Source organism: Verticiella sediminum (assembly GCF_007558815.1).
Classification (GTDB): domain Bacteria; phylum Pseudomonadota; class Gammaproteobacteria; order Burkholderiales; family Burkholderiaceae_B; genus Verticiella; species Verticiella sediminum.
In genome coordinates this window covers 41,519-67,203 of record NZ_VLTJ01000025.1, presented here as the reverse complement: position 1 = coordinate 67,203, position 25,685 = coordinate 41,519, and the positions used below count along the sequence as shown (strand labels likewise).

The 25,685-nt window shown below is 68.5% G+C and carries 25 protein-coding genes; 14 read left to right on the top strand and 11 right to left on the bottom strand.

Annotated elements, in window-relative coordinates:
- Positions 1–22 precede the first annotated feature (22 nt).
- From FOZ76_RS12805 to FOZ76_RS12790, 4 genes are all read right to left on the bottom strand, one after another.
- On the bottom strand, positions 23–1,036 hold the full coding sequence (locus FOZ76_RS12805) for a Bug family tripartite tricarboxylate transporter substrate binding protein (RefSeq protein ID WP_143948660.1): 1,014 nt from the start codon (positions 1,034–1,036) through the stop codon (positions 23–25).
- Positions 1,037–1,117: 81 nt separating this feature from the next.
- Positions 1,118–1,432, bottom strand: a complete 315-nt coding sequence (locus FOZ76_RS12800; RefSeq protein WP_143948659.1) for a DUF4387 domain-containing protein — start codon at positions 1,430–1,432, stop codon at positions 1,118–1,120.
- A 24-nt stretch (positions 1,433–1,456) separates the two neighbouring features.
- Entirely contained in the window at positions 1,457–2,848 is a 1,392-nt protein-coding gene (locus tag FOZ76_RS12795; RefSeq protein WP_246129483.1) for an acyclic terpene utilization AtuA family protein, read from the bottom strand.
- Positions 2,849–2,930: 82 nt separating this feature from the next.
- Positions 2,931–4,019 carry a porin gene (locus FOZ76_RS12790; protein WP_170235422.1) on the bottom strand — a complete coding sequence of 363 codons (1,089 nt, stop codon included), beginning with the start codon at positions 4,017–4,019 and terminating at the stop codon, positions 2,931–2,933.
- Between the two features lie 293 nt (positions 4,020–4,312).
- On the opposite strand from FOZ76_RS12790, the gene FOZ76_RS12785 reads away from it, so the two are divergent.
- Positions 4,313–5,113, top strand: coding sequence for a GntR family transcriptional regulator (locus FOZ76_RS12785; protein ID WP_170235421.1), 801 nt, complete (start codon positions 4,313–4,315; stop codon positions 5,111–5,113).
- Between the two features lie 39 nt (positions 5,114–5,152).
- On the opposite strand, the gene hemB is transcribed toward FOZ76_RS12785, so the two are convergent.
- Positions 5,153–6,163, bottom strand: a complete 1,011-nt coding sequence (gene hemB / locus FOZ76_RS12780; RefSeq protein ID WP_143948655.1) for a porphobilinogen synthase — start codon at positions 6,161–6,163, stop codon at positions 5,153–5,155.
- Between the two features lie 26 nt (positions 6,164–6,189).
- Entirely contained in the window at positions 6,190–6,813 is a 624-nt protein-coding gene (gene yihA / locus FOZ76_RS12775; RefSeq protein WP_143948654.1) for a ribosome biogenesis GTP-binding protein YihA/YsxC, read from the bottom strand.
- Positions 6,814–7,064: 251 nt separating this feature from the next.
- On the opposite strand from yihA, the gene FOZ76_RS12770 reads away from it, so the two are divergent.
- The 11 genes from FOZ76_RS12770 to ccsB all read left to right on the top strand — a co-directional run bounded on the left by FOZ76_RS12770 (position 7,065) and on the right by ccsB (position 18,516).
- A complete protein-coding gene (locus FOZ76_RS12770; RefSeq protein WP_211366229.1) occupies positions 7,065–7,760 on the top strand; it encodes a helix-turn-helix domain-containing protein in 696 nt (231 codons plus the stop codon).
- Positions 7,761–7,774: 14 nt separating this feature from the next.
- Positions 7,775–8,551, top strand: a complete 777-nt coding sequence (locus tag FOZ76_RS12765; RefSeq protein WP_170235426.1) for an amino acid ABC transporter ATP-binding protein — start codon at positions 7,775–7,777, stop codon at positions 8,549–8,551.
- Between the two features lie 119 nt (positions 8,552–8,670).
- Positions 8,671–9,603, top strand: coding sequence for an aminotransferase class IV (locus FOZ76_RS12760; protein ID WP_143948652.1), 933 nt, complete (start codon positions 8,671–8,673; stop codon positions 9,601–9,603).
- A 19-nt stretch (positions 9,604–9,622) separates the two neighbouring features.
- The gene (locus FOZ76_RS12755; RefSeq protein WP_143948651.1) at positions 9,623–10,297 is read left to right on the top strand and encodes an amino acid ABC transporter permease; all 675 of its coding nucleotides are present in this window, start codon (positions 9,623–9,625) and stop codon (positions 10,295–10,297) included.
- A 1-nt stretch (position 10,298) separates the two neighbouring features.
- The gene (locus FOZ76_RS12750) at positions 10,299–10,964 is read left to right on the top strand and encodes an amino acid ABC transporter permease (protein ID WP_143948650.1); all 666 of its coding nucleotides are present in this window, start codon (positions 10,299–10,301) and stop codon (positions 10,962–10,964) included.
- Between the two features lie 18 nt (positions 10,965–10,982).
- The gene (locus FOZ76_RS12745) at positions 10,983–11,834 is read left to right on the top strand and encodes a transporter substrate-binding domain-containing protein (protein ID WP_211366226.1); all 852 of its coding nucleotides are present in this window, start codon (positions 10,983–10,985) and stop codon (positions 11,832–11,834) included.
- On the top strand, positions 11,831–12,949 hold the full coding sequence (locus FOZ76_RS12740; protein WP_143948649.1) for an enolase C-terminal domain-like protein: 1,119 nt from the start codon (positions 11,831–11,833) through the stop codon (positions 12,947–12,949). Before FOZ76_RS12745 ends, FOZ76_RS12740 begins: the two co-directional genes overlap by 4 nt.
- Positions 12,950–12,970: 21 nt before the next feature.
- A complete protein-coding gene (lhpI, locus tag FOZ76_RS12735; RefSeq protein WP_143948648.1) occupies positions 12,971–13,915 on the top strand; it encodes a bifunctional Delta(1)-pyrroline-2-carboxylate/Delta(1)-piperideine-2-carboxylate reductase in 945 nt (314 codons plus the stop codon).
- A 230-nt stretch (positions 13,916–14,145) separates the two neighbouring features.
- Entirely contained in the window at positions 14,146–14,823 is a 678-nt protein-coding gene (locus FOZ76_RS12730) for a c-type cytochrome (protein ID WP_211366223.1), read from the top strand.
- A gap of 129 nt (positions 14,824–14,952) precedes the next feature.
- The gene (locus tag FOZ76_RS12725) at positions 14,953–17,061 is read left to right on the top strand and encodes a cytochrome c biogenesis protein ResB (RefSeq protein WP_246129481.1); all 2,109 of its coding nucleotides are present in this window, start codon (positions 14,953–14,955) and stop codon (positions 17,059–17,061) included.
- Positions 17,062–17,097: 36 nt separating this feature from the next.
- Positions 17,098–18,516, top strand: coding sequence for a c-type cytochrome biogenesis protein CcsB (gene ccsB / locus FOZ76_RS12720; protein ID WP_143948647.1), 1,419 nt, complete (start codon positions 17,098–17,100; stop codon positions 18,514–18,516).
- A 93-nt stretch (positions 18,517–18,609) separates the two neighbouring features.
- Here ccsB and FOZ76_RS12715 read toward each other — a convergent pair whose 3' ends face one another.
- On the bottom strand, positions 18,610–19,542 hold the full coding sequence (locus FOZ76_RS12715; RefSeq protein ID WP_143948646.1) for a 2-hydroxyacid dehydrogenase: 933 nt from the start codon (positions 19,540–19,542) through the stop codon (positions 18,610–18,612).
- A gap of 169 nt (positions 19,543–19,711) precedes the next feature.
- Between FOZ76_RS12715 and FOZ76_RS12710 the strand changes: the two genes are divergently transcribed.
- Positions 19,712–20,476, top strand: a complete 765-nt coding sequence (locus FOZ76_RS12710; RefSeq protein ID WP_143948645.1) for a hypothetical protein — start codon at positions 19,712–19,714, stop codon at positions 20,474–20,476.
- Between the two features lie 115 nt (positions 20,477–20,591).
- On the opposite strand, the gene FOZ76_RS12705 is transcribed toward FOZ76_RS12710, so the two are convergent.
- Both FOZ76_RS12705 and speE read right to left on the bottom strand, forming a co-directional pair.
- On the bottom strand, positions 20,592–21,428 hold the full coding sequence (locus tag FOZ76_RS12705) for a fumarylacetoacetate hydrolase family protein (RefSeq protein ID WP_143948644.1): 837 nt from the start codon (positions 21,426–21,428) through the stop codon (positions 20,592–20,594).
- Positions 21,429–21,568: 140 nt separating this feature from the next.
- A complete protein-coding gene (speE, locus tag FOZ76_RS12700; protein ID WP_143948643.1) occupies positions 21,569–22,831 on the bottom strand; it encodes a polyamine aminopropyltransferase in 1,263 nt (420 codons plus the stop codon).
- A 564-nt stretch (positions 22,832–23,395) separates the two neighbouring features.
- Between speE and infA the strand changes: the two genes are divergently transcribed.
- A complete protein-coding gene (gene infA / locus FOZ76_RS12695; RefSeq protein WP_143948642.1) occupies positions 23,396–23,653 on the top strand; it encodes a translation initiation factor IF-1 in 258 nt (85 codons plus the stop codon).
- Positions 23,654–23,875: 222 nt separating this feature from the next.
- Here the strand turns inward: infA and FOZ76_RS12690 are convergent, their stop codons facing one another.
- Positions 23,876–24,442: an antibiotic biosynthesis monooxygenase gene (locus FOZ76_RS12690; RefSeq protein ID WP_143948641.1), complete on the bottom strand. Its 567-nt coding sequence runs from the start codon at positions 24,440–24,442 to the stop codon at positions 23,876–23,878.
- A 172-nt stretch (positions 24,443–24,614) separates the two neighbouring features.
- Entirely contained in the window at positions 24,615–25,595 is a 981-nt protein-coding gene (locus FOZ76_RS12685) for a Bug family tripartite tricarboxylate transporter substrate binding protein (protein ID WP_143948640.1), read from the bottom strand.
- Positions 25,596–25,685 lie beyond the last annotated feature (90 nt).

Genomic DNA, 25,685 nt, shown 5'->3' with positions numbered 1-25,685 from the left:
TGAGTCCGGATGTCGGGGAAACTCAATCCGCCTTGACTCCCGCGGCGGCGATCAATTGGCCGTAGCCGGTGTATTCGCGTTCGAACAGGCTCTCGCTGTCCTTGACGGTGCCGCCGATGACGTCGCCGCCGCCCTCGGCGATGAACCGTTCGACCTCCGGCGTGCGCAGCGCCTCGTTGAATTCGCCGTTGAGACGCTCGACGATCGCCGACGGCACTCCCCTGGGCGCGATCAGCGCCACCCAGGCGTCGACGTCGAAATCGGGCAGCCCGGACTCCGCCAGGGTCGGCAGATCGGGCTGTGCCGGCAGCCGCCTGGGCGTGCTGATGCCCAGCGCCCGTATCTGGCCGCTCTGCATCAGTGGAGCCGCCGCGACCAGGGGAAGGAAGCCCGCCTCGACCTGGCCGCCCGCCAGGTCCGTCGAGAATGCGCCGATGCCTCGGTATGCAACATGGAGCACCTGGAACCCGGCCTGCAGCGACATCAGGGCACTGGCGAGGTGGTTGGCCGTTCCGTTGCCGGAGTTGCCCATCGGCACGGGCCGTTTGTCCGAACGTGCCTTGGCATAGGCCACGAACTGCTGGACGTCCCGGGCGGGAACGCTTGCGTTCACGACGAAGATCAACGGACCCGAGGTGAGCGCGACGATGGGTTGCACATCGCGGATCGGGTGAAAGCTGGTCGGGTAGAGGTGCGGCGTGATGCAATGGGTGGAGGCCACCATCGCGAGCGTGTAGCCGTCGGCCGGACTGCGTACCAGCGTGGTGGTCGCTATCGAGCCCCCGGAACCGGGCCGGTTGTCGAGGACCAGGGGCTGTCCGAGCGACGCTTCAAGCAGCGGCGCCAGCCGCCGCGCGGTCGCGTCGACGGCGGAGCCGGGCTGCACCGGCAGAACCATCCGGACGGGCTTGTCCGGGTAGGTCGAATCCGATGTGGTCGAACCCCATGCGGTCGAACCCCATGCGGAGCCGAGCGCGGCGGCGCCAATCGCGGCCGCGACGAATTTTCGCCTTTGCGGCGAGTATTGTTGGTTCATTTTTTTGTCTCCTGCCTGCGGTTTGTTTCAGTTGCCGCTTCCCCCCCCCCCGGGGCGGCGCGCGTCAGCGCGTACGGGGGGCTACCCGGCCTCCAGTTCGACGTCGAGTAGGCGCACGTATTGCTGGCCGGAGTGCATGTCGCGCTCGACCATGCCCCCCTGCGGGGTGGTCCTGGGAAAGGAGAACTTCAGTACGTGCAGGGAGTCGACCGGGATGCGCTTGACCAGGGCCGGATCCACGCCGTACAGCCGATGAAAGAGTTCCGCGGACAGTTCCGTGCAGTCCCGGTATCGGCGGTACTTTTCCTCCCCGTCGAAGAACAGGTCCACCGTGACCCAGAACGGGCCCGCGACCTTGGAGCGGATGTGGTGACAGACTTCTCGCAGCTTGGGCATGACGGTTTTCTTTCCTGGTTGCGTTCAGGCCGCGGCGGACTTGCCGTCCCGGTCCAGCCAGACCGTGCGGACCAGCGACAGGGGGTCGTCGACGGCGACGACGTGATTGAGCTTGAACTCGAAGATCCGGCCGCGCGGAATGTCGGCCGGGCTGAAGGCGAAGCCGTAGCTCGGCAACTCCTTGTTCGGCACCATCGGATAGTGGAAGAAATAGGGGTTGCAGGCGTGCGCGATCGCGTTGGCCAGCTTCTGGGTCCGCGCCGTGGCGACGAACAGCACCCCGATTTCCCGAGGTGGGGGAACATTCACCGGGACGTCTCCGGTCACGGCGTTCCAGCCGTACATGCGCAGCGAGATGTGGAATTCGCCCAGTTCCTGCGCGGGAATCGACTTGCGGGTGCGTTCGTAGAGCGCCGCCAGCAGCCGATCGTGGAATGCGTTGACGTCGGCGAGAACGTCGGGGTCCTGGATGCCGACGAGCATCAGCGTCTGGTAGTCTCCGGCGGCCGCCCCTTCGAGCTTCATGGTGTAGGGCTGCGCCAGCCAGCGGGCGCCTTCCACCCGGACGGCGTGCTCGCCGGACTGCACGTAAACCGCCTCCGTGACGTCGAGAATGCCGCCCGGCTCGTGCAGGTGGTGCGGGTCGCTGTTTTCGTACAGCATGTGCTTGGACACGCTGTGCGGCGTGCACCGGTTGGTCGTGGACAACGGCTCGACCTCGAAACCGTGCTCGTCGATGGTCAGCAGGACCCCCGCGCCATCGGCGGGATTGAGGCAGCATTGAGCCCCGCATTCGGCGATCTTGCCGGCGTGCCATGAGGCCCCCCAGGGCGCGCCGCGCCAGATCGGATAGCTCGCCAGGACGGCGGTGTCGGTGGATCTGCCGCCGATGATGATGTCCGCGCCGGCCTGCAGCGCGGCGACGAAGGGTTCCACCCCCATCAGTCCGACGATGTGCTCGCACGCGTCGATGACCGAGTCCTCTAGCGGGCCCAGGGGCGGCAGCGGCCGCACCTTGCCTTGCTGGTTGAGCGCCTTGAGGGCCGTCTTGTCCTGTTCCGAGTACAGCAGCGCGATCCTGGGCGCGATGCCCAGTTCCTGCGCGACCTCCAGGACGATGTCCCGCGTCCAGTCGACGTTGAGATCGCCGCCCGCCTGGCCGGCCGTGCCGATGATCACCGGCACGCCCGTCTGGGCGTGGGCGCGCAGCAGGATGCCCAAGTCGCGCTTGACCGCGCCGCGGTTGTTCTTGGATTTGCCCAGGGCAAGGTAGGCCGCGCCGCTGTCGGTCGAGCCGGCGTCCGTCGCAATGACGTCCGCCCCTTTGGCCAGCCCGTACGCTATCTCGCTCTCGCGCACACCGGCCCCGAGGGAGCCGCAGGGCACCAATACTTTCACACTGCCTTGCAGGGCCATGACCATGTTCTTTCTGAAAAGTGGGTTGTCGATGGCACCCATCGAGAGGGCGTTCAGCCCGCCCCGGGGTGCAGGGGGTTGTTTAGAAATTGTGGCGAAGTCCCATGGCGTATCCGGACGTGGAAGAGCTCTCCGGGTCCCGGGCCAGCGCGGCGATATTGACCGGATCGAGCTTGTAGCCGTCCGTGAACGAATTGCGAAAGACCGCGAAAGCCACCGCGGTCCGCTTTGACAAGTGATATTCGATGGCGGCGATCAGCGTCTTTTTCTTCCCGTCGCGGCCCGCGACGTTGTTGATGTTCTTGCCGCTGTCCAGCGTGTACGAAGCCTTCAGGACGAAAGGCAGCATGTTGTATCGGATGCCCGGGATCAGCAGCGTATTGGTCTGTTTCGGCCGGCCCGCCGCAGAAGCTTCCAGACTGCTCCTGGCGACGTTGAGGTAGAGCACGGCCTGGCCGACCCGGTATTGGCCGCCGGCGCCCAGGACCCGGTGCTCGGGACGCTGGCCCGTCGCCGCAACCGGGTTGGGCGACTTGAATCTGACGCCATAGAGGGCAACGACGTAGTTCCTGGTGACCTGGGCCAGGTCGAACCCCATGCTCCGGCCGGAGTCGTGGTCAGGCGCGGTACTCAGCGCGGCGGTCACACCGGCCGGCCCGTTCCAGCGGAGCTTGATGGTGTTGTCGCTTCGGTTGTCGTTGTTCATGAACTTGTTGACGCCGAACAGCGCCAGCGGCGTGACGTGCAGGCTCGCCCCACTGACGTTGAAGGCGTCCAGGCTGCGGGTCACCCGGTCCGTGGACGCATGGAACTGGCGCCCCAGCGTGAGTGCGAATTGCCCGTTGGCAAGGCCCGCGGTGGCGTGGCGATTCCAGAATTTCGAGCCGGAGCCGGCTTCCCCGGTGCCGGTTTCGACGCCGGTTTCAAGCTGGAAAGTCGCCCGCAGTCCGCCACCGAGGTCTTCGCTGCCCCTCAGCCCCAGGTACGAACTATTCAGCAGGTAGTTGCCGAACTGGGTCGTGCCGCCGGTCTGGTTGGTCTTTTGCGAAATACCGGCTGTCACCACACCATAAAGCTGCACCCCGCTCGATTGCGCAAAAGCCACGTTGCCTCCTGCGAGTAGTGCGGCTCCGGTGACCGCGATGCAGCGCCCCAGCATTCCATTGATCATCGTGTCTCCTCCGGTGGATGCTTCGTGTCCACGGGTTGTATTTGTTATTTCCGTCTCACCTCGATCGGGTGGCGGTATTCGGGATACCCCGCAACGCCGTCCGCCCTGCGCGTACTCCGTCATGGGGTGATGCCATCATATTGTTATGACGTCATCCTAGCAATACGGTGTAAACCCGGTTGACAAAACATGTGTGAATGTTGCGTGGGGGGCGCATGCCCAGGCGAGTTGAGAGCGGCGGCGGACTTGACCGACAATGCTGTCGTTACCCATCCCTTCAACGAGACGAGACAGTGTCAGTACTCCTTCGGCGCGACCGCGGTGATCTCTTGTACCGCCAACTGTTCCTGGCTCTTCGGGAAGAGATCAGGCGAGGCGTCTACAGGGAAGGCGAGCCCATCCCGAACGAGGAGCAGTTGGGCCAGTCGTTCGGCGTCTCGCGCATCACCGTCCGCCGGGCAGTCGCGGACCTGGTCGAAGAAGGGTGGCTGGAGAAGCGCCTGGGGCGAGGCACGTTCGTCAAGCAGACGATTCCCAGGCCTCCGGCGCGCACCGAATCCACGTTCATCGAGTCGCTGGGCAAGCGCTCGAAGCAGACCCAGGTCACCGTTCTGGAGGTGTCGAGGCGCTCGCCGCCGCCGCATGTCGCGGCGGCCATGGGGCTCGCCGAGGACGCGCAGGTGATGTACGCCAGCCGCCTGCGCGCCATATCCGGCGTGCCCTTGCTCTTCGTCGACTCATGGGTGATGGCCGAGCACGCCGGCCACATCACCGGCGACGCGCTCAAAGAGCGTTCGATTTCCGAGATGCTGCTGTCGGACGGCGTCCGGTTCCGGTACGTGACCGAGGAGATTACCGCCGTCGCGGCGGCCCCGCACGTGGCGGCGACGCTGCGCGTGGAAGTGGGTGCCCCGCTGCTGTGCGTTGCGCGGCTGGTCAGCAGCGACGTCGGCAAGCCGGTGATGTATCTGACGGGCTACATGACGTCGGAGCGCAGCCGCATCGTGTTCAGCCACGAAGAGCAGGACCTCGTCGGGATGTACGAAGGCAAACTCATCCACGACGTCGCCGCCGGCGACAGCCGGCTCCCGTGAGCGTACCCGGGGCCTGTCGGCAGACCCCGGCGGGCCGGCTCAGGCGCGCTGCAGGAGTCGCGCGGCCTCGACGGCGAAGTAGGTGAGAATGCCGTCCGCGCCCGCCCGCTTGAACGCGAGCAGGGATTCCAGCATGGTCTTCTCCCGGTCCAGCCAGCCGTTGGCGGCGGCGGCGCACAGCATGGCGTACTCGCCGCTCACCTGGTAGGCGAAGGTGGGCACGCCGAACTCGTCCTTCACGCGGCGCACGATGTCCAGGTAGGGCATGCCGGGCTTGACCATCACCATGTCGGCGCCTTCCTGGATGTCCAGGGCGACTTCGCGCAGGGCTTCGTCGGTGTTGGCCGGGTCCATCTGGTAGGCGGCCTTGTTCGACTTGCCCAGGTTGCTCGCCGAGCCGACGGCGTCGCGAAAGGGGCCATAGAACGCGCTGGCGTACTTGGCCGAGTAGGCCATGATGCGCGTGTGGATGTGGCTGTCGTTCTCCAGGGCCTGGCGGATGGCGCCGATGCGTCCGTCCATCATGTCGCTGGGCGCGACGATGTCCACGCCGGCGGCGGCCTGCACCAGGGCCTGGCGCACCAGGATCTCGGAAGTGGCTTCGTTGATGACGTAGCCGTCCTCGTCGATCACGCCGTCCTGGCCGTGGCTGGTGTAGGGGTCGAGCGCCACGTCGGTCAGGATGCCCAGCTCGGGGTGGCGCGCCTTCAGCTCGGCGACCACGCGGGGAATCAGGCCGTCGGGGTTGGTGGCCTCGATGCCGTCCGGCGTCTTGAGCGAGGCGTCGATCGCCGGAAACAGGGCAAGCACGGGGATGCCGAGGTCCACGCACTGGCGGGCCACGGGCAGCAGGGTATCCAGGGAGTAGCGTTCGATGCCGGGCATCGAGGGTACGGCCTGGCGCACGCCCGTGCCCTCGGTGACGAACACCGGGTAGATGAGGTCGTCCACCGACAGGCGGTTCTCGCGCACCAGGCGGCGCGTGAAGTCGTCGCGGCGCAGGCGGCGCGGGCGGTTGTGCGGGAAGGCGGCAAAAGCGGGTTGGGACATGAGGGCTCCATGGGCCGCGGTGCGTCTCAGGGCGCGACCTGCGGTGAAATCCAGGTTTCGATGCTTGTGGTGGCTTCTTCGATGCCGATGCGGTGCGTGGCGGAGAACGGGATGACGCGCAGGGTGCCGAGCTCGTCGAGTTCCTTGCGGATCGCGGCCACGGCACGCATGCGCTGGCCGTAGGGCAGCTTGTCGGCCTTGGTCAGCAGGACCAGCACGGGGCGCTGGGTCGGGGCGATCCAGTGCACCAGGTTGCGGTCCTGTTCGGTCAGGCCGCGGCGGATGTCCAGCATGAGCACCACGGCGGCGAGTGCGCTGCGCTCGCGCAGGTAGCGTCCGAGCACGTCGCCCCAGTGCGCCATCTCCTTGTGCGCCACTTCGGCATAGCCGTAGCCGGGCAGGTCGACCAGAAAGCCCAGCGCTTGCTCGGGGTCGATCGGGTCGGGCAGGCTGAAGAGGTTGATCAGGCGCGTGCGCCCCGGCGTGCGGCTGGAGAACGCGAGGCGCTTCTGGCCGGCCAGCACGTTGATCGCCGAGGACTTGCCCGAGTTCGAGCGGCCGACGAAGCAGACCTCGGGGGCGCCGGGCGGCGGTAGCTGGTCGAGACGGGCAGCGGAGACGAAGAAGCGGGCGCGGGTGAGCAGGGACACGGAATGGACGGCGGCGGTCTTTGACTGCGTATTGTAGTCAGCGCGGCGCGGCTGCGTGTCCGGGATGCGGGCGGCGACGCCGGACGCTGTGTCCAGGGGATTCGATACTCTCGGCCATGGCTGCGAAAATTTATCGGATACGAAAAAAATCGCGTATAGTCATTCCGCAGTCCCCGGCAATTGCTGCCGATCCGGCATGCGCGTTTCGGTGCGCAGACCGGCCGACGTGACCTCGTTCCAGGACATTCGACGTGGATGGTGCAGATCTCGTTGCTTCCCGCCGTGCCGCGGCCCGACGCAAGGCGAATCCGTCTCGCGCCGACACCGGCGTGTCCGTGCTCGCGGACAAGCTGCGCGTGCTGCGGGCGCAGCGCCAGCTCACGTTCCAGCAGTTGAGCGCGCGCTGCGGCATTTCCGTCTCCACGCTCTCCAAGATCGAGACGGGGCAGCTCTCGCCCACCTACGAGAAGATCGTCGCGCTGGCGCAGGGGCTGGGCGTGGACGTCGCGGACCTTTTCTCCAGCACACCTGCCGACGCCGTCTCGGGCCGGCGCGGCGTCACGCGATCGGGGCAGGGGGTGCGCTACGAATCGCCGCAGTACGTCTACGAGATGCTGTGCTCGGACCTCACGGGCAAGCAGTTCCTGCCGATCCGGGCGCGCATCAAGGCGCATTCGCTGGCGGATTTCGACGCGCTGCACAGCCATGCGGGCGAGGAGTTCGTCTACGTGCTCGAGGGCGAACTGCACGTGCATTCCGAGTTCTACGAGCCGCTCGTGCTGCGCGCGGGCGATTCCTGCTACTTCGACAGCAAGATGCGGCACGCGCTGGTCTCGGCCGGTGCCCGGGACGCCGAAATCCTCTGGGTGTCGTCCAAGCAGGCCATGCAGGAACCCGTCATCGAGCGCGCGGCCCGGCGCGCGGCATCCGACAGCGAGGCGTCATGAGCACTCCATCGTCCATCATCCGCATCCGCGGCCTGCACAAGCGCTTCGGCGATCTGCACGTCCTGCGCGGCATCGACCTCGACGTGGCGCCGGGCGAGCGCATCGCCATCCTGGGCTCCAGCGGCTCGGGCAAGAGCACCTTGCTGCGCTGCCTGAACTTCATGGAGATGCCCAGCGCCGGCGAGATCGAGATCCTGGGCCGCACCGTGGGCCGCCCGACGGGTGCGCAGGCCGGCGGCGAGCGGGTGATGCAGTACAGCGAAGCCGAGCTGTGCGCGGTGCGCCGCTCGGTGGGCATGGTGTTCCAGCAGTTCAACCTGTTCCCGCACATGACGGTGGTGCAGAACGTCATGGAGGGGCTGCGCACCGTGAAGGGCGAGGCGCGCGACGCGGCCCATGCCAAGGCGATGCGCGAGCTGGACAAGGTCGGCCTGGCCGACAAGGCGCACGTGTATCCCGGCCGCTTGTCCGGCGGGCAGCAGCAGCGGGTGGCGATCGCCCGCGCGCTGGCCATGGAGCCCCAGGTGCTGCTCTTTGACGAGCCCACCTCCTCGCTGGACCCGGAACTGGTGGGCGAGGTGCTGAGCGTGATCCGCGACCTCGGCAGCGAAGGGCGCACGATGCTGCTCGTGACGCACGAGCTGGGCTTCGCCTACCACTTCGCGAGCCGCGTGGTCTTCGTCGCCGACGGCGTCTTCCACGAAGAGGGCCCGCCCGAAGCCGTGCTCAAGCATCCCCAGCGCGAGCGCACCCAGCGCTTTCTCGAACGTTTCACCGCCTTCAGTTTCTGAGGGCCCCCCGGAGGCCGGGCGGCGCCCAGACTGCCCCCCTCGCGGGGGCAAGGAAACTCGGGGCGGCCCGGCATTTCCCCGAGCCGGCGCGCCGGCCGGCCCCGTCACCGGACATAGCCATGACTTTCACCCCTTCGTTCCGCTCGCAGACCAGTTCCCAGGCCTATGTGGCCGACCCGCGCAACGCGCAGGTGCTGGTCTATCTCAATGGCGAGTTCGTCCCGCGCGATCAGGCGTCGGTCTCCATCTTCGACGCCGGCTTCGTGTGCGGCGACGGCGTGTGGGAGGGCCTGCGGCTGGTCAAGGGCAAGGTGGTGTCCTTCGATGCGCACATCGACCGGTTGTTCGAGGGCGCGCGCGCCATCATGCTGGACATCGGCATGTCGCGCGAAGAAACCAAGGACGTCGTGATGCAGACCTTCACGCGCAACGGCATGACCGACGGCGCGCATGCCCGGCTGATGATCACCCGGGGCCGCAAGAGCACGCCCAACCAGGACCCGCGCTTCATCCTGGGCGGCGCGACCATCGTGTGCGTGGCCGAGCACAAGGTGGTCGATGCCGCGGCCAAGGCGCGCGGGCTCAAGCTCTTCACGTCGACGATCCGGTGCAGCAATCCGGATGTGTTCGACCTGCACCTGAACTCGCACAGCCGGCTGAACTTCATCCAGGCGCTGATCCAGGCCATCAACGCCGGCGCGGACGAGGCCCTGATGCTGGATTCCCGGGGCTTCGTGGCGAGCTGCAACTCGACCAATTTCTTCATCGTGCGCAAGGGCGAGCTGTGGTGCTCCAGCGGGCTCTACAACTTCAACGGCATCACCCGGCAGACCGTGCTGCGCCTGGCGCGCGAGGCGGGCATGACGGTCTACGAGGGCGACTTCACGCTGGCCCAGACCTATGCCGCGGACGAGGCCTTCGTGACGGGCACGCTGGGCGGGCTCACGCCCGTGCGCGAGATCGATGGCCGGCCCGTCGGCGAGATCACGGAAGGCCTGGGGCCGGTCACGGCGCGCCTGGCCGCGCTCTACGCCGACTACGTCGCGCGCTGACACCGAAGCGGAGAGGCTCATGGGCTATGAATGGGATTTCGGCGCGATGTGGGCCTACCGCGGGATGTTCCTCACCGGGCTGTGGGGCACGTTCCGCATCGCCGCCGTGTCGATCGTGCTGGGCGTGGTGTTCGGCGCGGTGCTCGCCACGATGCGGCTGTCGGCCCGGCGCGCACTGCGGTTGCCGGCGCTGTGGATCACCGAGTTCTATCGCAACACGCCGCCGCTGGTGCACTTCTTCTGGGCCTATTATGCGCTGCCGGTAGTGCTGGACATCTCGCTGTCGCCCTATGCCGCCGCGGTGATCGCGCTGGCGACGCAGTCGGGCGCCTTCTACGCCGAGGTGTTTCGCGGCGGCGTGCAGTCGATCGAGCGCGGCCAATGGGAAGGTGCGCGCGCCATCGGCATGAGCAACCGGCAGGCCTTGCGCCGCATCGTGCTGCCGCAGGCCATGCAGCGCATGCTCGCGCCTTTCATGGAGCGCTCCTTCGAGCTCATCAAGACCACCGCGCTCGCCTCCACGCTGGCCTATGCCGATCTGCTCTACCAGGCGATGCAGGTGAATTCGGCGACCTTCCGGCCGCTGGAGGTGTATTCCACGGTCGCGCTGCTTTTCTTCGTGTCGCTGCTGCTGCTCAGCATGCTCGCGCGGGTGGCCGAGAAGCGCCTGCTCGTATCGCACGTCGGAGGCTGAGATGGACTACACCTGGAACTTCGCCCCGCTGTTCGACAATTACATCGTGCTGCTGCGCGGGCTGGGCACGACCGCGCTGCTGTGGGCCATCGCCTTTCCGCTGTGCATGCTGCTGGGCCTGCTCATCGGGCTGGCGCGCCTGTCGCGCAACCCGCTCATTGCTTGGACGGCGCGCGGCTACGTGGAGGTTTTCCGGAACATTCCGATCCTCGTGCAACTGGTGTGGTTCTTCTATGCCATGCCGATCCTGCTGGGGGTGCAGCTCAGCCCGTTCACCGCGGCCCTGTTCGGCCTGGTGCTCAACTCGTCGGCCTACGCGGCCGAGATCTTTCGCGGCGGCATGCTGTCGATCCCGCGCGGGCAGTGGGAGGGCGCCAAGGCGCTGGGCATGACGCGCGCGCGGGCGCTGCGGCGCGTGGTGCTGCCCCAGGTGATGCGGCGCATGCTGCCCGCCTTCACCAACCGCGGCATCGAACTCGCCAAGAACACCTCGGTGGCGTCCGTGATCACCGTGCACGAGCTGATGTACCAGGGCCGCTGGCTCAGCACCGTGTACTTCAACCCGCTCGAGACCTTCACCATTCTCGCCCTGGTGTACTTCCTCCTCATCTACCCCGGCACGTACCTGGCATCGCGCCTGGAAAAGCGGTATCTGCAACGCCAGTAAACCCTCGGAGTCACTGCCATGTTCACCTCGTTTTCGTTCATGCAGCGCTGCCTCGCGGCGCTGGGCCTGGCCACCGCACTCGCGGCGGCACCACTCGCCGCGCACGCGCAGGCCCCTTCCACCATGGAGCAGATCAAGCAGAGCGGCGTGATGCGCATCGGCGTCGCGCCAGGCGATCCCTACTACTTCAAGGACCCGGCCACGGGACAATGGACCGGCCTGGGCGTGCTGATCGCCGAGGAGGTTGCCAAGGACCTGGGCGTCAAGGTGCAGACGGTCGAGACCACCTGGGGCAATGCGGTGGCGGGCCTGCAGGCCGGGCAGATGGACGTGATGTTCATCCTGGACGCGACCGAGGAGCGCAAGAAGGCCGCGGATTTCACGGACGAGCCGCTGTTCTGGTACGCCCAGGGCGTGCTGGTGCGCGATGGGCTGAGCGTCAAGACCTGGGACGACCTCGACCAGTCCGGCACCCGCGTCGGCGTGGGCCTGGGCACGGCGCCGGACCGCGACCTCACCAAGCGTCTGCAGAACGCCACCATCGAACGGTTCGGCAACAACGACGAGGCCGTGGCCGCGCTGTTCGCCCGCCGCGTGGACGCCATCGGCTTCTATACGCCGGTGCTCGCGGTCGCCTACTCGCGCATCAAGAAGGGCGAGATCGTGATCCCCAGCCCGGTGGTCGCGCTCTCGACCAGCGCCGGCATGCGCAAACAGGAAGACCAGGCGTTCAAGGAGTACCTCGACGGCGAATTCCGCAAGCTGTACGAGAGCGGCCGCGTGCAGGAGCTCTATGCCCAGTACCTCAAGGGCAAGGGTGTGGAAGCAAGCTCGACGCCGTCGCTCATCAAGGAGCAGTGGGCGCAATGACGCGCATCGCGCGCGTCGACGTCCTGCGCTTTCACCGGACGCTGGACGGGCGGGCCTGGAATCCCAGCTTCCGCTGGCGCGAACGCCAGGCGCCGCTGCTGGCGGTGCATCTGGACAACGGCGCCTGGGGCCTGGGCGAGGCGTGGTCGGCCCCGGCCGACCCGGCGCCGGTGCTGGCCGAACTGGCCAATGACGTGGCGCCGCGCCTCCTGGGCATGCGCATCGACGCGCCCGGCGGTTGGCGCTGCCCGCCGGCGTCCAGCGCTCAGGTCGCGGCAGCGTGGAGCGCGGCCGACATGGCCTGCTGGGACGCGCATGCGCGCACGCGCGGCATCCCGCTCTGGCGGGCGCTGGGCGGCACCGACGGCGTGGCCGCGGTGTACGCCAGCGGCGGGCTGTACCGCGACGGTGCGCACCCGGCCGACCTGGCGGCGGAGATGCGCGGCTACGTCGCGGCGGGCCACACCGCGGTGAAGATGAAGATCGGCGCCCTGGGCCTGGAGCCGGACTGCGCGCGCGTGGCCGCTGTGCGCGCCGCCGTGGGGCCCGGCACCCGGTTGTGGGCCGACGCGGTCAACCAGCTCACCCGCGACGATGCGCCGGCCTGGTGCGAGCGGCTGCGCACTTACGGCGTGCAGGCCCTGCAGGCCCCGCTGCCGTTCGACGATGTCGCGGGCATGGCGGACATCAACCGCAGCATGCCGGTGATCGCGACGGAGGCGGAGTATCTGGAGCAGCGCTTCGCCGCGCTGCTCGAAGCGCGCGCGGTGGGCTATCTGCAGTTCTGCCTGGGGCTGTGCGGCGGATTCTCGGGCGCGCAGCGACTGGATGCGCAGGCCGCCGCCCTGGGGGTGCCGAGCACGCCGCAAACCTACGCCACCGCCGTCATGCAGACCGCCACCCTGCATTTCGCCGCAGCCTCGCGCAACGTCGCGATCGCGGAGTACCACGAGTTCCACGACCATCTGCGACACCTGGCGCCGCCGGCGGCGCGGCGCATCGCCGCCGGCCGCGTCGCGCTCGGGGATGCGCCGGGCATGGGCATCGCCGTGCCGGCACCGGGCCGCCAGGCCGATCGCAGCACCATCGAGCCCTTCGCCACCCTGTTGCGCTGAACTTCCTTCTTCGAGATTGCCATGATCGTTTTCGACGCGGCGCGCACGCGCGCCGCCCTGGGCTTCGAGACCCTGATTCCCGCGCTGCGCCGCGCCTTCGCCGAGGGCGCCGACGTCCCCCTGCGGCACACGCACACGGTGGGCGCCAACGGCGGGCAGGGCACGGTGCTCATCATGCCGGCCTGGAATGCGGCGGGCTACCTGGGCATCAAGACCGTGAACATCTACCCGGACAACGCCCGCCGCGGCCTGCCCGGCCTGCATTCGACCTATGCGCTGTATGACGCCGCCACGGGCGTGCCGCTGGCCTATGTCGATGGCGACGAAGTGACGTCGCGCCGCACCGCGGCGGCCTCGGCCCTGGCCGCCGACTACCTCGCGCGGGCCGACGCGCAGGAGCTGCTGATCGTCGGCTCCGGCCGCGTCGCGGCCATGCTCGCACCGGCCTATGGCGCCGTGCGCGCACTGCGCCGCGTGCGTGTATGGAGTCGGCGCGCGGCGTCCGCCGCGCGGCTGGCCGACAGTCTCGCCGCCCAGGGCTGGGAGGCGCAGCCGGTCACGGACCTGGAGGCCGCGGTGCGCCGGGCGCACATCGTGAGCTGCGCCACGCTTTCCGAGGCCCCGCTGGTCCAGGGCGACTGGCTGGCGCCGGGAACGCACCTGGACCTGATCGGCAGTTTCAAGCCGTCGATGATCGAGGCCGATCCCGGTTGCTTCGCGGGCAGCGCGGTCTACGTGGACACGGACGAGGCGCTGGCCAAGGCGGGCGACCTGCTGGCGGCCCAGGCGGCGGGCACGCTGTGCGCCCAGGACGTCCGCGGGCGGCTGGACGCGCTCTGCCGGGGCACGGCCCGCGGCCGCGAAGACGCGGATACCGTGACGGTGTTCAAATCGGTCGGTTCGGCGCTGGAGGACCTGGCGGCGGCCCAACTGGTCTACGAGACGGGGTTGGCGCAGGCGACCTGAAGGGGCCAGCCTCGTGGGGCTGCCCAAGCGGCTCAGGGCAGCCCAAGGCAGTGCGCCGCACTCCGCTTGTGCAGCGCACCGGAGCCGAATGCACCCGGGCCTAGCGTCAACCTAGGGGTTTTGCCCTACGGTCGAGCCCGCCCTTTGACGGTAGAATCGAAAGGTTTGTTGCGCCTTGCACTATTTTCGTGCATCTGCCGGCCGTCCTCTCCGTCGGTTACGAGGTCTACATGAAGCCTGTGCTGTCCCGGATGCTTTTGGCAAGCAGTCTGATGATCGGAGTGTCTTTCGTCGTACCGTCGCATGCGGCGGAGGGAGTGGCCAAGCCGGACGCCAAGCGCGGCGCCAGCCTGTTCGAGCAGGGCGATGCGGCACGCGGCCTCGTCTCCTGTGCGAGCTGCCACGGCGCGGCGGGCGACAGTTCCATCGAGGCCAACCCCAAGCTGGCCGGCCAGCCGGCTTCCTACATCCAGCACCAGTTGCGCGACCTGCGGCCCGGGCCCGACGGCGCGCCGCCCGTGCGGGTGAGCCCGGTGATGAACCCGATGGCCCAGCCGCTCAGCGACCAGGACATCGCCGACCTGTCGCTCTACATCGCCACGCAGACGGTGCAGAACCCGGCCACCGCGGGCCATGAGGATCTGGTCGAACTGGGCCAGAAGATCTGGCGCGGCGGCATCGCCAGCAAGAACGTGCCGGCCTGTGCGGCCTGTCACGGCGCCGACGGCGCTGGCATTCCGGGGCAGTATCCCTATCTCGGCGGGCAGTTCAGCAGCTATATCCAAACCCAGCTCGAGCATTTCCGCAGCGGCGAGCGCAGCAGCAACCAGCCGATGCACGACATCGCCCTGCGGCTCACCGACGCCGAGATCCGGGCGGTGTCCGATTACGCCGCCGGCCTGCGCTGAACTTTTCCCGGCGGCGGGGCTCCGAACCTCAACGGTGCGTCGGCGTGCGGCCCTGGGCCGAGGCAGCGCGGCCCGGGTATGCTTTGCCGGGCGCGCCACCATGCCCGCCACGGTGTTTTCGTTTTCCCGATGAGCCAAGTCGCCGTTTCCACACCTGTACCGTCCCGCCGCCGATTCGCTGACTTCATCGAACTGATCGGTTCGATGCGTTTTGCCATCAGCCTGCTCACGCTGATCAGCATCGCCAGCGTCGCCGGCACGGTGTTGCCGCAGAATCAGCCGCTCAACAACTACGTCGATCAGTTCGGCCCGTTCTGGGCGCGGCTGTTCGATCTGCTGCAGCTCTACAACGTCTACAACGCCGGCTGGTTCCTGCTCATCATGACCTTCCTGGTGCTGTCGACCAGCGTGTGCCTGTGGCGCAACGCGCCCACGCTGCTGCGCGACGCGATGTCGTTTCGCGAGCACGCGCGCGAAACCAGTTGGCGATCCTTCCCGCATCGTGCAGAGGCGCATGCCGACGCGGCGCCGGCGCAGGCCGCCGAGCGGGCGGAGCGCTGGCTGACGCGGCGGGGCTTTCGGGTGCGCGCCCGGGCGCAGGGCGAGGGCATGGTGGTCGCCGCCAAGGCCGGCGCCGGCAACCGGCTGGGTTACATCTGCGCCCACCTCGCCATCGTGGTCATCTGCGTGGGCGGGCTGTTCGACAGTGAATTGCCGATCCGCCTGCAAGTCTGGCTGGGCGGCAAGCAGCCGGTGTACGAGAACATGCGCCTGGCCGACGTGCCGGGCAGCGGCCGGCTGTCGGTCGACAACCCGGGCTACCGGGCGACGGCGCTGATCCCTGAGGGTGTGCAGACCGCGAATTCGGTGGTCATGCTGGGCGACGGCGCCTTGGTGCAGCCCTTGCCCTTCCAGATCCGCCTGGACAAGTTCACGGTCGATTACTACGCGACCGGCATGCCGAGCGATTTTCGCAGCGATGTGACGGTCACCGACCCGCAGACGGGCGAGTCGTTTCCCTACACGATCCGGGTCAACGAACCGCTGACGTACAAGGGCGTGACGGTGTATCAGTCCAGCTTCGACGATGGCGGCAGTTCCGTCACGCTGACGGGCTATGCGCTGGACGGCCTTGGCGGCGAGCCGTTCCGCGTGCAGGGTGTGATCGGCGACACGGTCGAGCTGGCCGACGCCGCCGCGCCTGGGCCCGCCGGCGCGCTGCGCTTCACGGCCCTGCGCCCGATCAACGTCGAGAACGTGGAGCAGGCCGGCGCGGCGCAGCCGATGGCGCTCGGCGAGCACGTGGCGGCCGTCACGGGCAGTGCGGTGCGCGATCTCGGCCGGCGTTTCCAGAACGTGGGGCCCAGCATCGAATACCAGCTCGTCGACGCGGCCGGCCAGGTCAGCGAATTCCACAACTACATGCTGCCGGTCACGCTGGACGACCAGCGCGTATTCCTGCTCGGTACGCGCCGCAATGCGCAGGAGTCCTTTCGCTACGTGCGGATTCCCGCGGGCGAGGACGGTACGCTCACCGAGTTCCTGCAACTGCGCGCCACGCTGGCCGACGGCGAGGCCCGCGCCGAGGCCGCTCGCCGCTTCGCCCGGCGCAACACCGAGGGCGGCCAGGGCGCCGCCGCGGCGCAGGAGATGGCGCGTGCGGTGGAGGATTCGGCCAATCGGGCGCTGGACGTGTTCGCCGACGGCGGTCTGCAGGCGCTGACGGCGTTCCTGGAAGCCAACGTGCCCGCCGACGAGCTGCCGCGTGCGGCCGAGGTGGTGGTGCGCCTGCTGGGCGGCGCGATGGCCGACCTGCGGGCGGTATCGCGCGAGGCCCACGGGCTGCCCCCGGTGGACGCGGCCTCATTGGCGCTCGCCCAGCAACAGGATGCCTGGCTGCGGCAAAGTCTCGCGGCGCTGTCCGATCTCTCCCTGTATCCCGCGCCCGTGGCGTTCGTGCTGAGCGACTTCAAGCACGTGCAGGCCAGCGTGTTCCAGCTCAACCGCTCGCCGGGCAAGCTGGCTGTCTATACGGGCTGCCTGCTGTTGGTGATGGGCGTGTTCGCCATGTTCTACGTGCGCGAGCGCCGGCTCTGGGTGTGGCTGCGGCCGGAAGGCGGCGGCAGCCGGGCGCTGATGGCCATGACCTCGCAACGGCGTACACTCGACTTCAACCAGGAATTCAAGCGTCTGGAGGCCGAGTTCGCTCGCCTCTACGGCAAGCGGGGAGACAAATGAAACCCACCCCCTACGCGCTGACGCGCGGAGACTGACATGACGACGGACCAAAGCGCAAGCCTTGCCGGTCACGGCGAGCTCGAGCGAAGGAGCCCTCTGTCGGGGCCGAAGGCTCCTCTGAATGACGGGGCCCTGCGCGCGGGGCAAGAGGGCGAGGACGATCGCTGGCTGGAGCAGGGGCCGGGTGTGCGCCGCCGTCCGGATTGGACGGACGCCGTGTTCCTGGTGCTGCTGGCCGTCGGCGCCTGGTTCGCTCTGCAGCGCGCCGGCAGCGTGATGGACGGCTACGACCGGGCGATCCTGATCGGCACGGTGCCGGTGCTGGCCTGGCTGGGCTGGCTGTGGCGCCCACTGCGCGTGCTCATGCTCGCGCTGGCCGTGTCGGCCGGCCTGGCGCTCACGCTGTACGGCGGGCAGATCGCGCGGGCCGACGAAGCCTTCCTGTTGCGCTACCTGTTGTCCTCGCAGTCGGCCATCCTCTGGATGAGCACGCTCTTCGTGCTGGCCACGGCCTGTTACTGGATCGGCCTGGGCGCGCGCAGCGCCACCGCCGCCTGGCTGGGCACCGCGCTCAGTTGGGGCGCCGTGTTCGCCGGCGCCACCGGCCTGCTGGTGCGCTGGTACGAAAGCCATCTGCTCGGCCCCGGCATCGGCTACATCCCGGTCAGCAACCTGTACGAGGTCATCATCCTGTTCGCGCTGGTGACCGCGCTGTTCTATCTGTATTACGAAGCGCGCTACGACACGCGCAGCCTGGGCGCTTTCGTGATGCTCGTGGTGACCGCGGCCATCGGCTTTCTCGTCTGGTACACCGTGGCCCGCGACGCCTACCAGATCCAGCCGCTCGTGCCTGCCCTGAAAAGCTGGTGGATGAAGCTGCACGTACCGGCAAACTTCATCGGCTACGGCACGTTTTCGCTCGCCGCCATGGTGGCCTTCGCCTATCTGGTCAAGGTGCACGGGCAGACCCGTTCCTGGAAGCGGCTCGCGCCGCTGTTCGTGCTGGGGGTGCTGCTGGCCGTCGAGCCGCTGGTGTTTCGCAGCGAGGGCCTGTCGGCCTACTGGATGGTCTATTTCGGTGTGGGGGCGCTGGTCGTCGGCTCGATCCTGCTGGCGCGGCGCCGGCTCGCCGAGCGCCTGCCAGCGCTCGAGGTGCTGGACGACATCATGTACAAGGCCATCGCGGTGGGCTTCGCCTTTTTTACCGTGGCGACCATTCTCGGCGCGCTGTGGGCCGCCGAGGCCTGGGGCGCCTACTGGCAGTGGGACCCCAAGGAAACCTGGGCCCTGATCGTCTGGCTGAACTACGCCGCCTGGCTGCACATGCGCCTCATGAAAGGCCTGCGCGGCACCTTCGCCGCCTACTGGGCGTTGATCGGCCTGCTCATCACGGGCTTCGCCTTTCTCGGCGTCAATATGTTCCTGTCCGGCCTGCATTCCTACGGCGAACTGTGAGCCTGCGCGTGCCGGTGCGGCCCCGGTCGGGCGGACGGCTGCGGCGGCCCGCTGGCCGGCCTGGCCGCCGTCTCGGCCGCACGCCGCAGGCGATCAGTAGCCGCGCGGGCGGTCGACCACGCCGCTGACGCTTTCACCCTTGGCGAGCTGGCGGATCTTGTCGGCGATCTGCTTGACGGACTCCGTGCGCAGGGTCCGCGCGGCGGTGTGCGGGGTGATCGTGATCGCCGGGTGGGACCAGAACGGATGCTCCTGCGGCAGGGGCTCGGTGCGGAACACGTCCAGCGTGGCGCCGGCGACGTGGCCGGAGGCGAGCGCCGCCAGCAGGTCTTCCTCGACCAGGTGTTCGCCGCGGCCGACATTGACGACGTAGGCGCCCGGCAGCAGCTTGGCGAACGTGTCGCGATTCAGGATGTCGCGCGTGTCGGGCGTGAGCGGCAGGGCGTTGATCAGCACGCGCGTGCGCGCGAGAAACGCGTCCAGCGCCTGCGCGCCGGCGAAGTCCTCGATGCCCGGCAGCCCGTGGCCGCCGCGCGACCAGCCGGCCACGGGATACTCGAACTCGGCGACGGCCTGCGCCACCCGTGCGCCGACCTTGCCCATGCCGAGCACGCCGACCGGCCATTCATGGCGGCGCGTGACCGGCAGCATGCGCCACTCGTGCTCGCCCTGTGCTTGCCGGTAGCTGGCGAAGCTGCGCGACGCCTCCCACAGCGCGTGCAGGGCGTATTCGGCCATCTGCACCGTCATGCCGGCATCTTCCAGGCGGATCACCGGCAGGGTGGAGGGCAGCGTCGGGATCTTCAGCAGGCCGTCCACACCCGCGCCCAGGTTGAACACGGCGCGCAGGCCGGTCTCGCGCACGAAGAGTTCGGCCGGCGGGTGCCAGACGATGGCCACGTCCGCACCGAGCGCCGGGCCGTCGGCCTGCCAGGTGCTTACCTCGGCTTCGGGCAAGGCTTTCCGGAAGGCTTCGATCCAGCGGGACAGGCCCGCGTCGCCGTTCATGGCGAGCAAAATGCGCATAGTCGGTCTCTCCTGGCGCGGCCAGGGGGCCGCGCGGTTGTGGCGGCGCCGCTACGGCGCCTGACCGGCTGGATGATAAAACAAGGTTGGCGGGCGCCTCGCCGCGCCGGATGGCGGTGGCACAATGCATGCGACCCTGCACCCGGGCCAATTTGAGAAGGAGCCAGCAGTGACCGACGCCCCCATAGACCTGGACACCGCATCGCCGGCGCGGCTGCGCGAGGATGGCCAGTTGCTGCGCCGTACCGCCTCGCGCCTGGCGATGCCCCACCTGATCCGGCGCGTGCTGATCGTCATCGCCGGCCTGGTGGTCTTCTGGATCGTCGCGCGCCTGATCCTCAGCGCCGGCGCCACCGCCGATTACAGCCGATTCGGGCCGCCGGACGCGGCGGCCGTTGCCTTTCTCACCCGCATCAACATGTACATCTGGTGGGCGGTGGTGGCCGTCCTGGCCCTCATCACCTTCTTCTCACTGAAGTCGGTGTGGAGCGGCAGCGTGGCGCGCGAGAACGCCGGCGCGGTGCCGGCCGACGTGCTGCAGGGGGTTGCGCAGCAGGTGTCGCCGCCCACGCTGGCCGTGATGCGCTGGGTGTGGGCCGATCACAGCGAACCGTTCTCGCTCGGGGATCTGCGGCGCAGCGCGGCCGAACTGCGCGGCGCACGCGTGAGCAAGATGCACCTGGTGCGCGAGCAGCAACTGATGCTGCGTGCGCAACTGCCGGCCTGGAACCCACGCGGCGGCCTCAGCCACGGCACGACCGACGCGGCCGAACCGCAGGCTGCCGGCGCCTGGTCCGGTCGGGCCGCCGAGCCCGCGGGCATCGCGCCGGCCGGCGTGCCCATCCCGCCGGAGCCGCAGCCCCAGGCTGCTCCCGCGCAACGCCGCGGCGAACCCTTCCTGGGCGCCACGCCGGCCGGGCCGGCGTCGCCCTGAGCCAGAGCACGCCGCGAAGGAACCGGGCAAGGCGCAGGACACCGGAGGCAAGGCCAGGGAGACCGGGCTGCCGCCTGCCGGGCCTTGCGTCCGGCAGGCGGGGCGCCGCTCCTGTCTAGACGACTCGCTGGCGCTGGGCGCCCAGCCCTGCCACCGAAAGTTCCATCACGTCGCCGCGCCGCAGGTAGCGGGGCGGTTTCATGCCCATGGCGACGCCCGGCGGCGTGCCGGTGGTGATGATGTCGCCAGGCATCAGCCGCATGTACTGCGAGGCGTCCGCGAGCACCTGGAATACGTCGAACACCATGTGCCGGGTGTTGCCCGACTGCATGGTCTCGCCGTTGACCTTGAGCCACAGGTCCAGCGACCGGGGGTCGGCGATCTCGTCGGCGCTGACCAGCCAGGGACCGATCGGGCCGAAGGTGTCGTGGCTCTTGCCCTTGGTCCATTGCGCGGCGCTGCGCTGGATCTGCCAGGTGCGCTCCGAAATGTCGTTGACCACCAGGTAGCCGAAGATGTGCTCGCGCGCCTGCTCGGGAGTGACGCGATAGGCGGGCTTGCCGATGACGAAGCCCAGTTCGACTTCCCAGTCCAGGGTGTCGGCGCCTTCGGGCAGGATGACGTCGTCGTCGGGCCCATTGATGCAACTCGTCGCCTTGAAGAACAGCACGGGCTGCTCGGGCACGGGCAGCTTGGCCTCGGCGGCATGGTCCGCGTAGTTCAGCCCGACGCCGAGGAACTTGCCGGGCGCGGTGATCGGCGGCCCCAGGCGGGGCGAGCCTTCGACGACCGGCAGGGTCGGCCATTGCGCGGCGGCGGCCGCGAGCGAGCCGTCGGCGATGCTTATCGGGTCGATGTCCGCGACGAGCTGGGACAGGTCGCGCAGCGTGCCGTCTTCGGCGATCAGGCCGGGCCATTCCTGGCCGGCCTCTCCATACCGCACATATTTCATAGGGGCCTCTCGCAGAGTGGGTCGTTTCTGCCTGGCGACGCAGGCTGCCTCGCCGCCGGACGGGGGCGCCGTCGGCGCCGGGGTGGGCCGGGCGCGCAGGGCCTCGTCCGTGCGGCCGAGGCTTGCGTGCCGGCCCGTGGTCAGTGCGCGGCGTCGGCCGCCGCGGGATCGGTCAGGCGCCGCACGTAGCGCGGCAGCGCGAACAGACCCGGATGCGCCGTGCCGTCATAGTAGGCGAGGTCGTCGATGCCGCGCTCGCGCAGGCGCGCGTCGACCTGCTCGCCGTCGAGGGCGGCGGGGTCCAGCGCGTCGCTGGCGACGGCCATGGCCCACAGCGAGCCGTACAAGGGCACGAAGGCGGTCATCGGGCGTACGTGGGTGAAGACTTCGCGCAAGGCGCCGGCCAGGCGGCGCACGTTGGCTTCGCCATACACGGGCGAACCGATGTGCAGGCTGAGTGCGCCTCCCGGGGCCAGGATGCGCTGGCACATGCGGAAGAAATCCGCCGTGTAGAGCTGTTCCGCGGGCGTGTCGGGGTCGGTCAGGTCGAGGACGATCAGGTCGAAGGTCTCGTCGGTGTCGCGCACGAAGGCGAAACCGTCGCCGACCTTCACTTCCAGCCGCGGGTCGTCGAAGACGCCGCGGTGCACGCGCTGCAGGTACGCCTTGGCGATCTCGATCACGGCCGGATCGAGTTCGGCCATCACCACGCGCTCCATGCCGGGGTGCTTGAGCAGCTCCTCGCTGGAGCCGCCATCGCCACCGCCGAGCACCAGCGCGCGGCGGGGCGCGGCATGCGCCAACGCCGCCGGATGCACCATGCACTCGTGGTAGATGAACTCGTCGCGCTCGGAGGTCATGAAGCGGCCGTCCAGGCGAAACAGGCGGCCGAAGTCGGGCGTGTCGTAAACGTCCACGCGCTGGAACTCGGTCTGGCGCGCTTCGAGCTGCTTCTGCGGGCGCGTGCCGAATACGGAGTTGGGTGTGCTCCATTCGCGCAGCAGTTCCCTGCGCACGGCTTCCGGCTGCGCCAGGTCGCCCCGCAGGATTTCCTCGCCCTGCCAGGTCTCCGGGCGCAGCGTCTGCACCAGCCTGTCGAACAGGGCGCGGGCCTTGCCGGAGTTGTCCTGCATGTAGTTGCACACATAGACATCCAGCGTCACACCGCGACGCTCCGGCCAGGTGTGGATCGCCAAGTGGGATTCGGCCAGCAGCAATGTGCCCGTGATGCCGCCCGGCTGTCCGTCGACGTCCGGGAACAGGAAGAACTTGTCGTCGACGATGGTGAGCCCGGCGTCGAGCGTGGCCTGGCGGCAGATGCCCTCGAGCATGGGCAGATCAATCAGGATGGCCTCGCTACAGTTGCAGTTGTAGAGATCGCCAGTCAGATGCAAACCTTGCATCGCACCCCCCTTGTGTGAACGGCTGAGAGAAAAGGTGGACACAGTGTCCGGTGCCTGATACGGACTGCCGCGGACAGCCCGGACGAACGGCAAACCCGGCCCGCCGTGCTGCGATGGGTTCGCCACGGGGTGTGCCGGATGATCGGGAAATAACTTTTAATTATAAATCATTGTGTTAGCACTGTCTTCCCGGGGCGCCGGGAGCGCCCGGTTCACGCCGAAAGAGCAGCGGCGAGGCCGTTCTGGCGCAGCAGGCGCGGCCCGATTCGCACCGACTTTGTGCGTAGGCAAGCCGCGCGTGTGCCGACGTTGCGCAATTGGCACGGTTTTTGAGCAAAGAGGGAGACATTTGGCCCGAAATGGCGTAACATGTACGGGTTTTCCCGCATTCTGGTGCGAGCTTCGCACGGCTTACCCGCCAGGCCCTCGGTCTCCCGGGAGGCGCAACCCCGTTGCGCCACGGCCATCTTCCCCGCGAATCCCGCAGCCACGCCGGCTTGGCCGGCGTCGTCTGCCTGTTGTCTCGCGCCGGATCCTTGTTCACGCTGACGTAAGGAGTCTCTATTGGCTAGAGAAGAACTCATCGAAATGAACGGGACCGTCGACGAAGTACTGCCGGATTCCCGCTACCGTATCACGCTGGACAACGGTCATGCCCTGACCGCTTATTCCTCCGGCAAAATGCGCAAGAACCACATCCGCATTCTTGCGGGTGACAAGGTCTCGCTGGAGCTGTCGCCCTACGATCTCACCAAGGGCCGCATCACGTTTCGCCACCTGCCCGGCCGTCCGGCCGCAGCCCCGCGTCGCCGTCCCAACTGACGACGCCTGCCGCCGGGGTCGATCGGCGCAATATTCGGCGCCGACCCGCCTCGACGGATTCTCTTCCCCAGACGTTGATTTGACGCCAGCCCCGGCGCATGCCCGGGTTTGCCGGTTCGCTGCGCGATCGGGCCGGGATGGCTGCGCCTGCCCGGGCCTGAGCGCTGCCGCCGTTCGTGCCGGCTCCCCCATCGGCCGCCGGCCGCGAGTTTGCCAACCGGCCTAGGCCGGCTTGCGCACGTCCACGCCGTGCGGCTGCGGCACGAGCCAGCGGCGCAGCACGCGTGTGGCCAAGGGGATGAACACGAACACCATGATCGGCGTCAGCATGGTCGTGCTGAACAGTACCCGCCAGAAGAGTGGCAGGGCTTCCAGGTAGTGGCCGAGCATGGCGGTGAAGGCCAGCGATACCGGAAAGAACACCAGCCAGATCGTGACCGCCTGCTTCCAGCGCGGCGGGGCGCTCGTGCCGAACCAGCCTTCCAGCCCTTGCGCGCGCACCGCCCGTGCCTCGTGCACCAGGTCGCGGCCGCGGTCCAGCCAGGCCTGGCGCTGCGGCGAGCGGGCCCAGGCCGCGAGCTGCGCCTCGTTGGCGAAGCGGAACACCATCTGATAGTCGGTGCCGCCGGGCGGCGGTTCGAGCGTGCCCGAGCCCAGATAGCCGGGAAAGGCGCTCGCCATGTCCTCGCCTTCATGCAGCCAGGCGAGAAAGTCGTTGTAGCGTGCCGCCGCCACGCGGCGGGTGATGAGCAGGGTGACGGGCAGGTTGTCGTCCAGGGGGCTCGCCATGGTGGGCTCCGCGAAAGTTGGGCGCCAGGGGTGGAGGCGCCGCATCTGCGCCCTCTGGTGGAGGGCGGTTGCGCGAATTATAGGGTTTACCCTAGTTTCATGGAAGGCCACGGCCCGCGGGCGCTCCGGCAGTTCGAGGCGCGCACAGGCGCACCGTCTGTCGGCGGCGGGCTCATTGGGGCCGGATGCCCGCCGCCTCGGCGATGCGGCGGAACCGGTCCTGCTCGGTGCGCTGGAACGCCGCCATGCGCTCCGGCGCATAGGGCATCAGCTCGGAGCCGCTGCGCGCGACGAAGGCGCGGGCCTCGTCGGTGTCGAGGATCTTCTGCAGCGCGTCCGCCAGCGTCGCAGTGGCCTCCGGCGGCGTTTCGCTGCGCACGTAGAACGACACCCAACTGTACTGCACGTAATCGGCAAAGCCGCTCTCGCGGATGGTGGGGACATCGGGCAGGTTGCGGTTGCGCTGCTCGCCCGAGACGGCGAGCGCCTTCACCTTGCCGTCCTGGATCAGCTCGCGGGCGCCGCCCAGATCAACGAGGGCGAAATCCAGGCGCCCGCCGATGATGTCGGTCATGATCGGCGCCTGCCCCTTGTAGGGCACGTTGGCGAAGGCGAAGCCGCCCAGGCTGGCCAGCCACTCGGCGGCGAGCCGGTAGCCCTCGGAATAGGTGCCGACGTTCATGGGCGCCGCGGCGGCGCGGGCCGCCGCCACCAGTTCCTGCAGCGAATCGTAGGGCGAGTCCGGCGGCACCAGGACGACGTTCATGCCGCGGCTCAGGCCGGATATCGGCTTGAAGTCGCGCACCGGATCATAGGGTAGATCCTTCATCACCAGCGGGTTGACGCACATGGGCGAGTTGCTGGCCAGCACGATGGTGTAGCCGTCGGCCGGCGCGGCCTTGGCCGCTTGCAGGCCGATGTTGCCCGCCGCCCCGGGGCGATTCTCGATGACCACGGGCTGCCCGAGTTCGCCGGCGAGCTTCTCACCGAAGAAGCGCGAGGCGTTGTCCGAGCCGCTGCCGGGCGTGAAGGGCACGATGACGCGCAGCGCGTGTTCGGGAAAAGCGGACTCCGCCTGGGCGGCCACGGTCGGCAGGGCGGCTGCAAGCAGCGCCAGCGTCCAGCCGCTCCAGCGGCTTCGATCCAGTCGCATGTCTGTCTCCTATATAGTATGTACATACGATACTATCGTACATACATGTTATTATGCACGGGCTGTGAGCATCAGGGAACAACAGGGGAG

Bases quoted from the DNA above. Each gene is read 5' to 3' on its own strand.
- FOZ76_RS12795 (WP_246129483.1), bottom strand. From the start codon at position 2,848: ATGGCCCTGCAAGGCAGTGTGAAAGTATTGGTGCCCTGCGGCTCCCTC.
- FOZ76_RS12750 (WP_143948650.1), top strand. From the start codon at position 10,299: ATGGACTACACCTGGAACTTCGCCCCGCTGTTCGACAATTACATCGTG.
- ccsB (WP_143948647.1), top strand. From the start codon at position 17,098: ATGACGACGGACCAAAGCGCAAGCCTTGCCGGTCACGGCGAGCTCGAG.
- FOZ76_RS12800 (WP_143948659.1), bottom strand. From the start codon at position 1,432: ATGCCCAAGCTGCGAGAAGTCTGTCACCACATCCGCTCCAAGGTCGCG.
- FOZ76_RS12790 (WP_170235422.1), bottom strand. From the start codon at position 4,019: ATGATCAATGGAATGCTGGGGCGCTGCATCGCGGTCACCGGAGCCGCA.
- FOZ76_RS12715 (WP_143948646.1), bottom strand. From the start codon at position 19,542: ATGCGCATTTTGCTCGCCATGAACGGCGACGCGGGCCTGTCCCGCTGG.
- FOZ76_RS12685 (WP_143948640.1), bottom strand. From the start codon at position 25,595: ATGCGACTGGATCGAAGCCGCTGGAGCGGCTGGACGCTGGCGCTGCTT.
- FOZ76_RS12705 (WP_143948644.1), bottom strand. From the start codon at position 21,428: ATGAAATATGTGCGGTATGGAGAGGCCGGCCAGGAATGGCCCGGCCTG.
- FOZ76_RS12745 (WP_211366226.1), top strand. From the start codon at position 10,983: ATGTTCACCTCGTTTTCGTTCATGCAGCGCTGCCTCGCGGCGCTGGGC.
- FOZ76_RS12725 (WP_246129481.1), top strand. From the start codon at position 14,953: ATGAGCCAAGTCGCCGTTTCCACACCTGTACCGTCCCGCCGCCGATTC.
- speE (WP_143948643.1), bottom strand. From the start codon at position 22,831: ATGCAAGGTTTGCATCTGACTGGCGATCTCTACAACTGCAACTGTAGC.
- FOZ76_RS12730 (WP_211366223.1), top strand. From the start codon at position 14,146: ATGAAGCCTGTGCTGTCCCGGATGCTTTTGGCAAGCAGTCTGATGATC.
- hemB (WP_143948655.1), bottom strand. From the start codon at position 6,163: ATGTCCCAACCCGCTTTTGCCGCCTTCCCGCACAACCGCCCGCGCCGC.
- FOZ76_RS12760 (WP_143948652.1), top strand. From the start codon at position 8,671: ATGACTTTCACCCCTTCGTTCCGCTCGCAGACCAGTTCCCAGGCCTAT.
- FOZ76_RS12740 (WP_143948649.1), top strand. From the start codon at position 11,831: ATGACGCGCATCGCGCGCGTCGACGTCCTGCGCTTTCACCGGACGCTG.
- lhpI (WP_143948648.1), top strand. From the start codon at position 12,971: ATGATCGTTTTCGACGCGGCGCGCACGCGCGCCGCCCTGGGCTTCGAG.
- FOZ76_RS12690 (WP_143948641.1), bottom strand. From the start codon at position 24,442: ATGGCGAGCCCCCTGGACGACAACCTGCCCGTCACCCTGCTCATCACC.
- FOZ76_RS12805 (WP_143948660.1), bottom strand. From the start codon at position 1,036: ATGAACCAACAATACTCGCCGCAAAGGCGAAAATTCGTCGCGGCCGCG.
- FOZ76_RS12755 (WP_143948651.1), top strand. From the start codon at position 9,623: ATGGGCTATGAATGGGATTTCGGCGCGATGTGGGCCTACCGCGGGATG.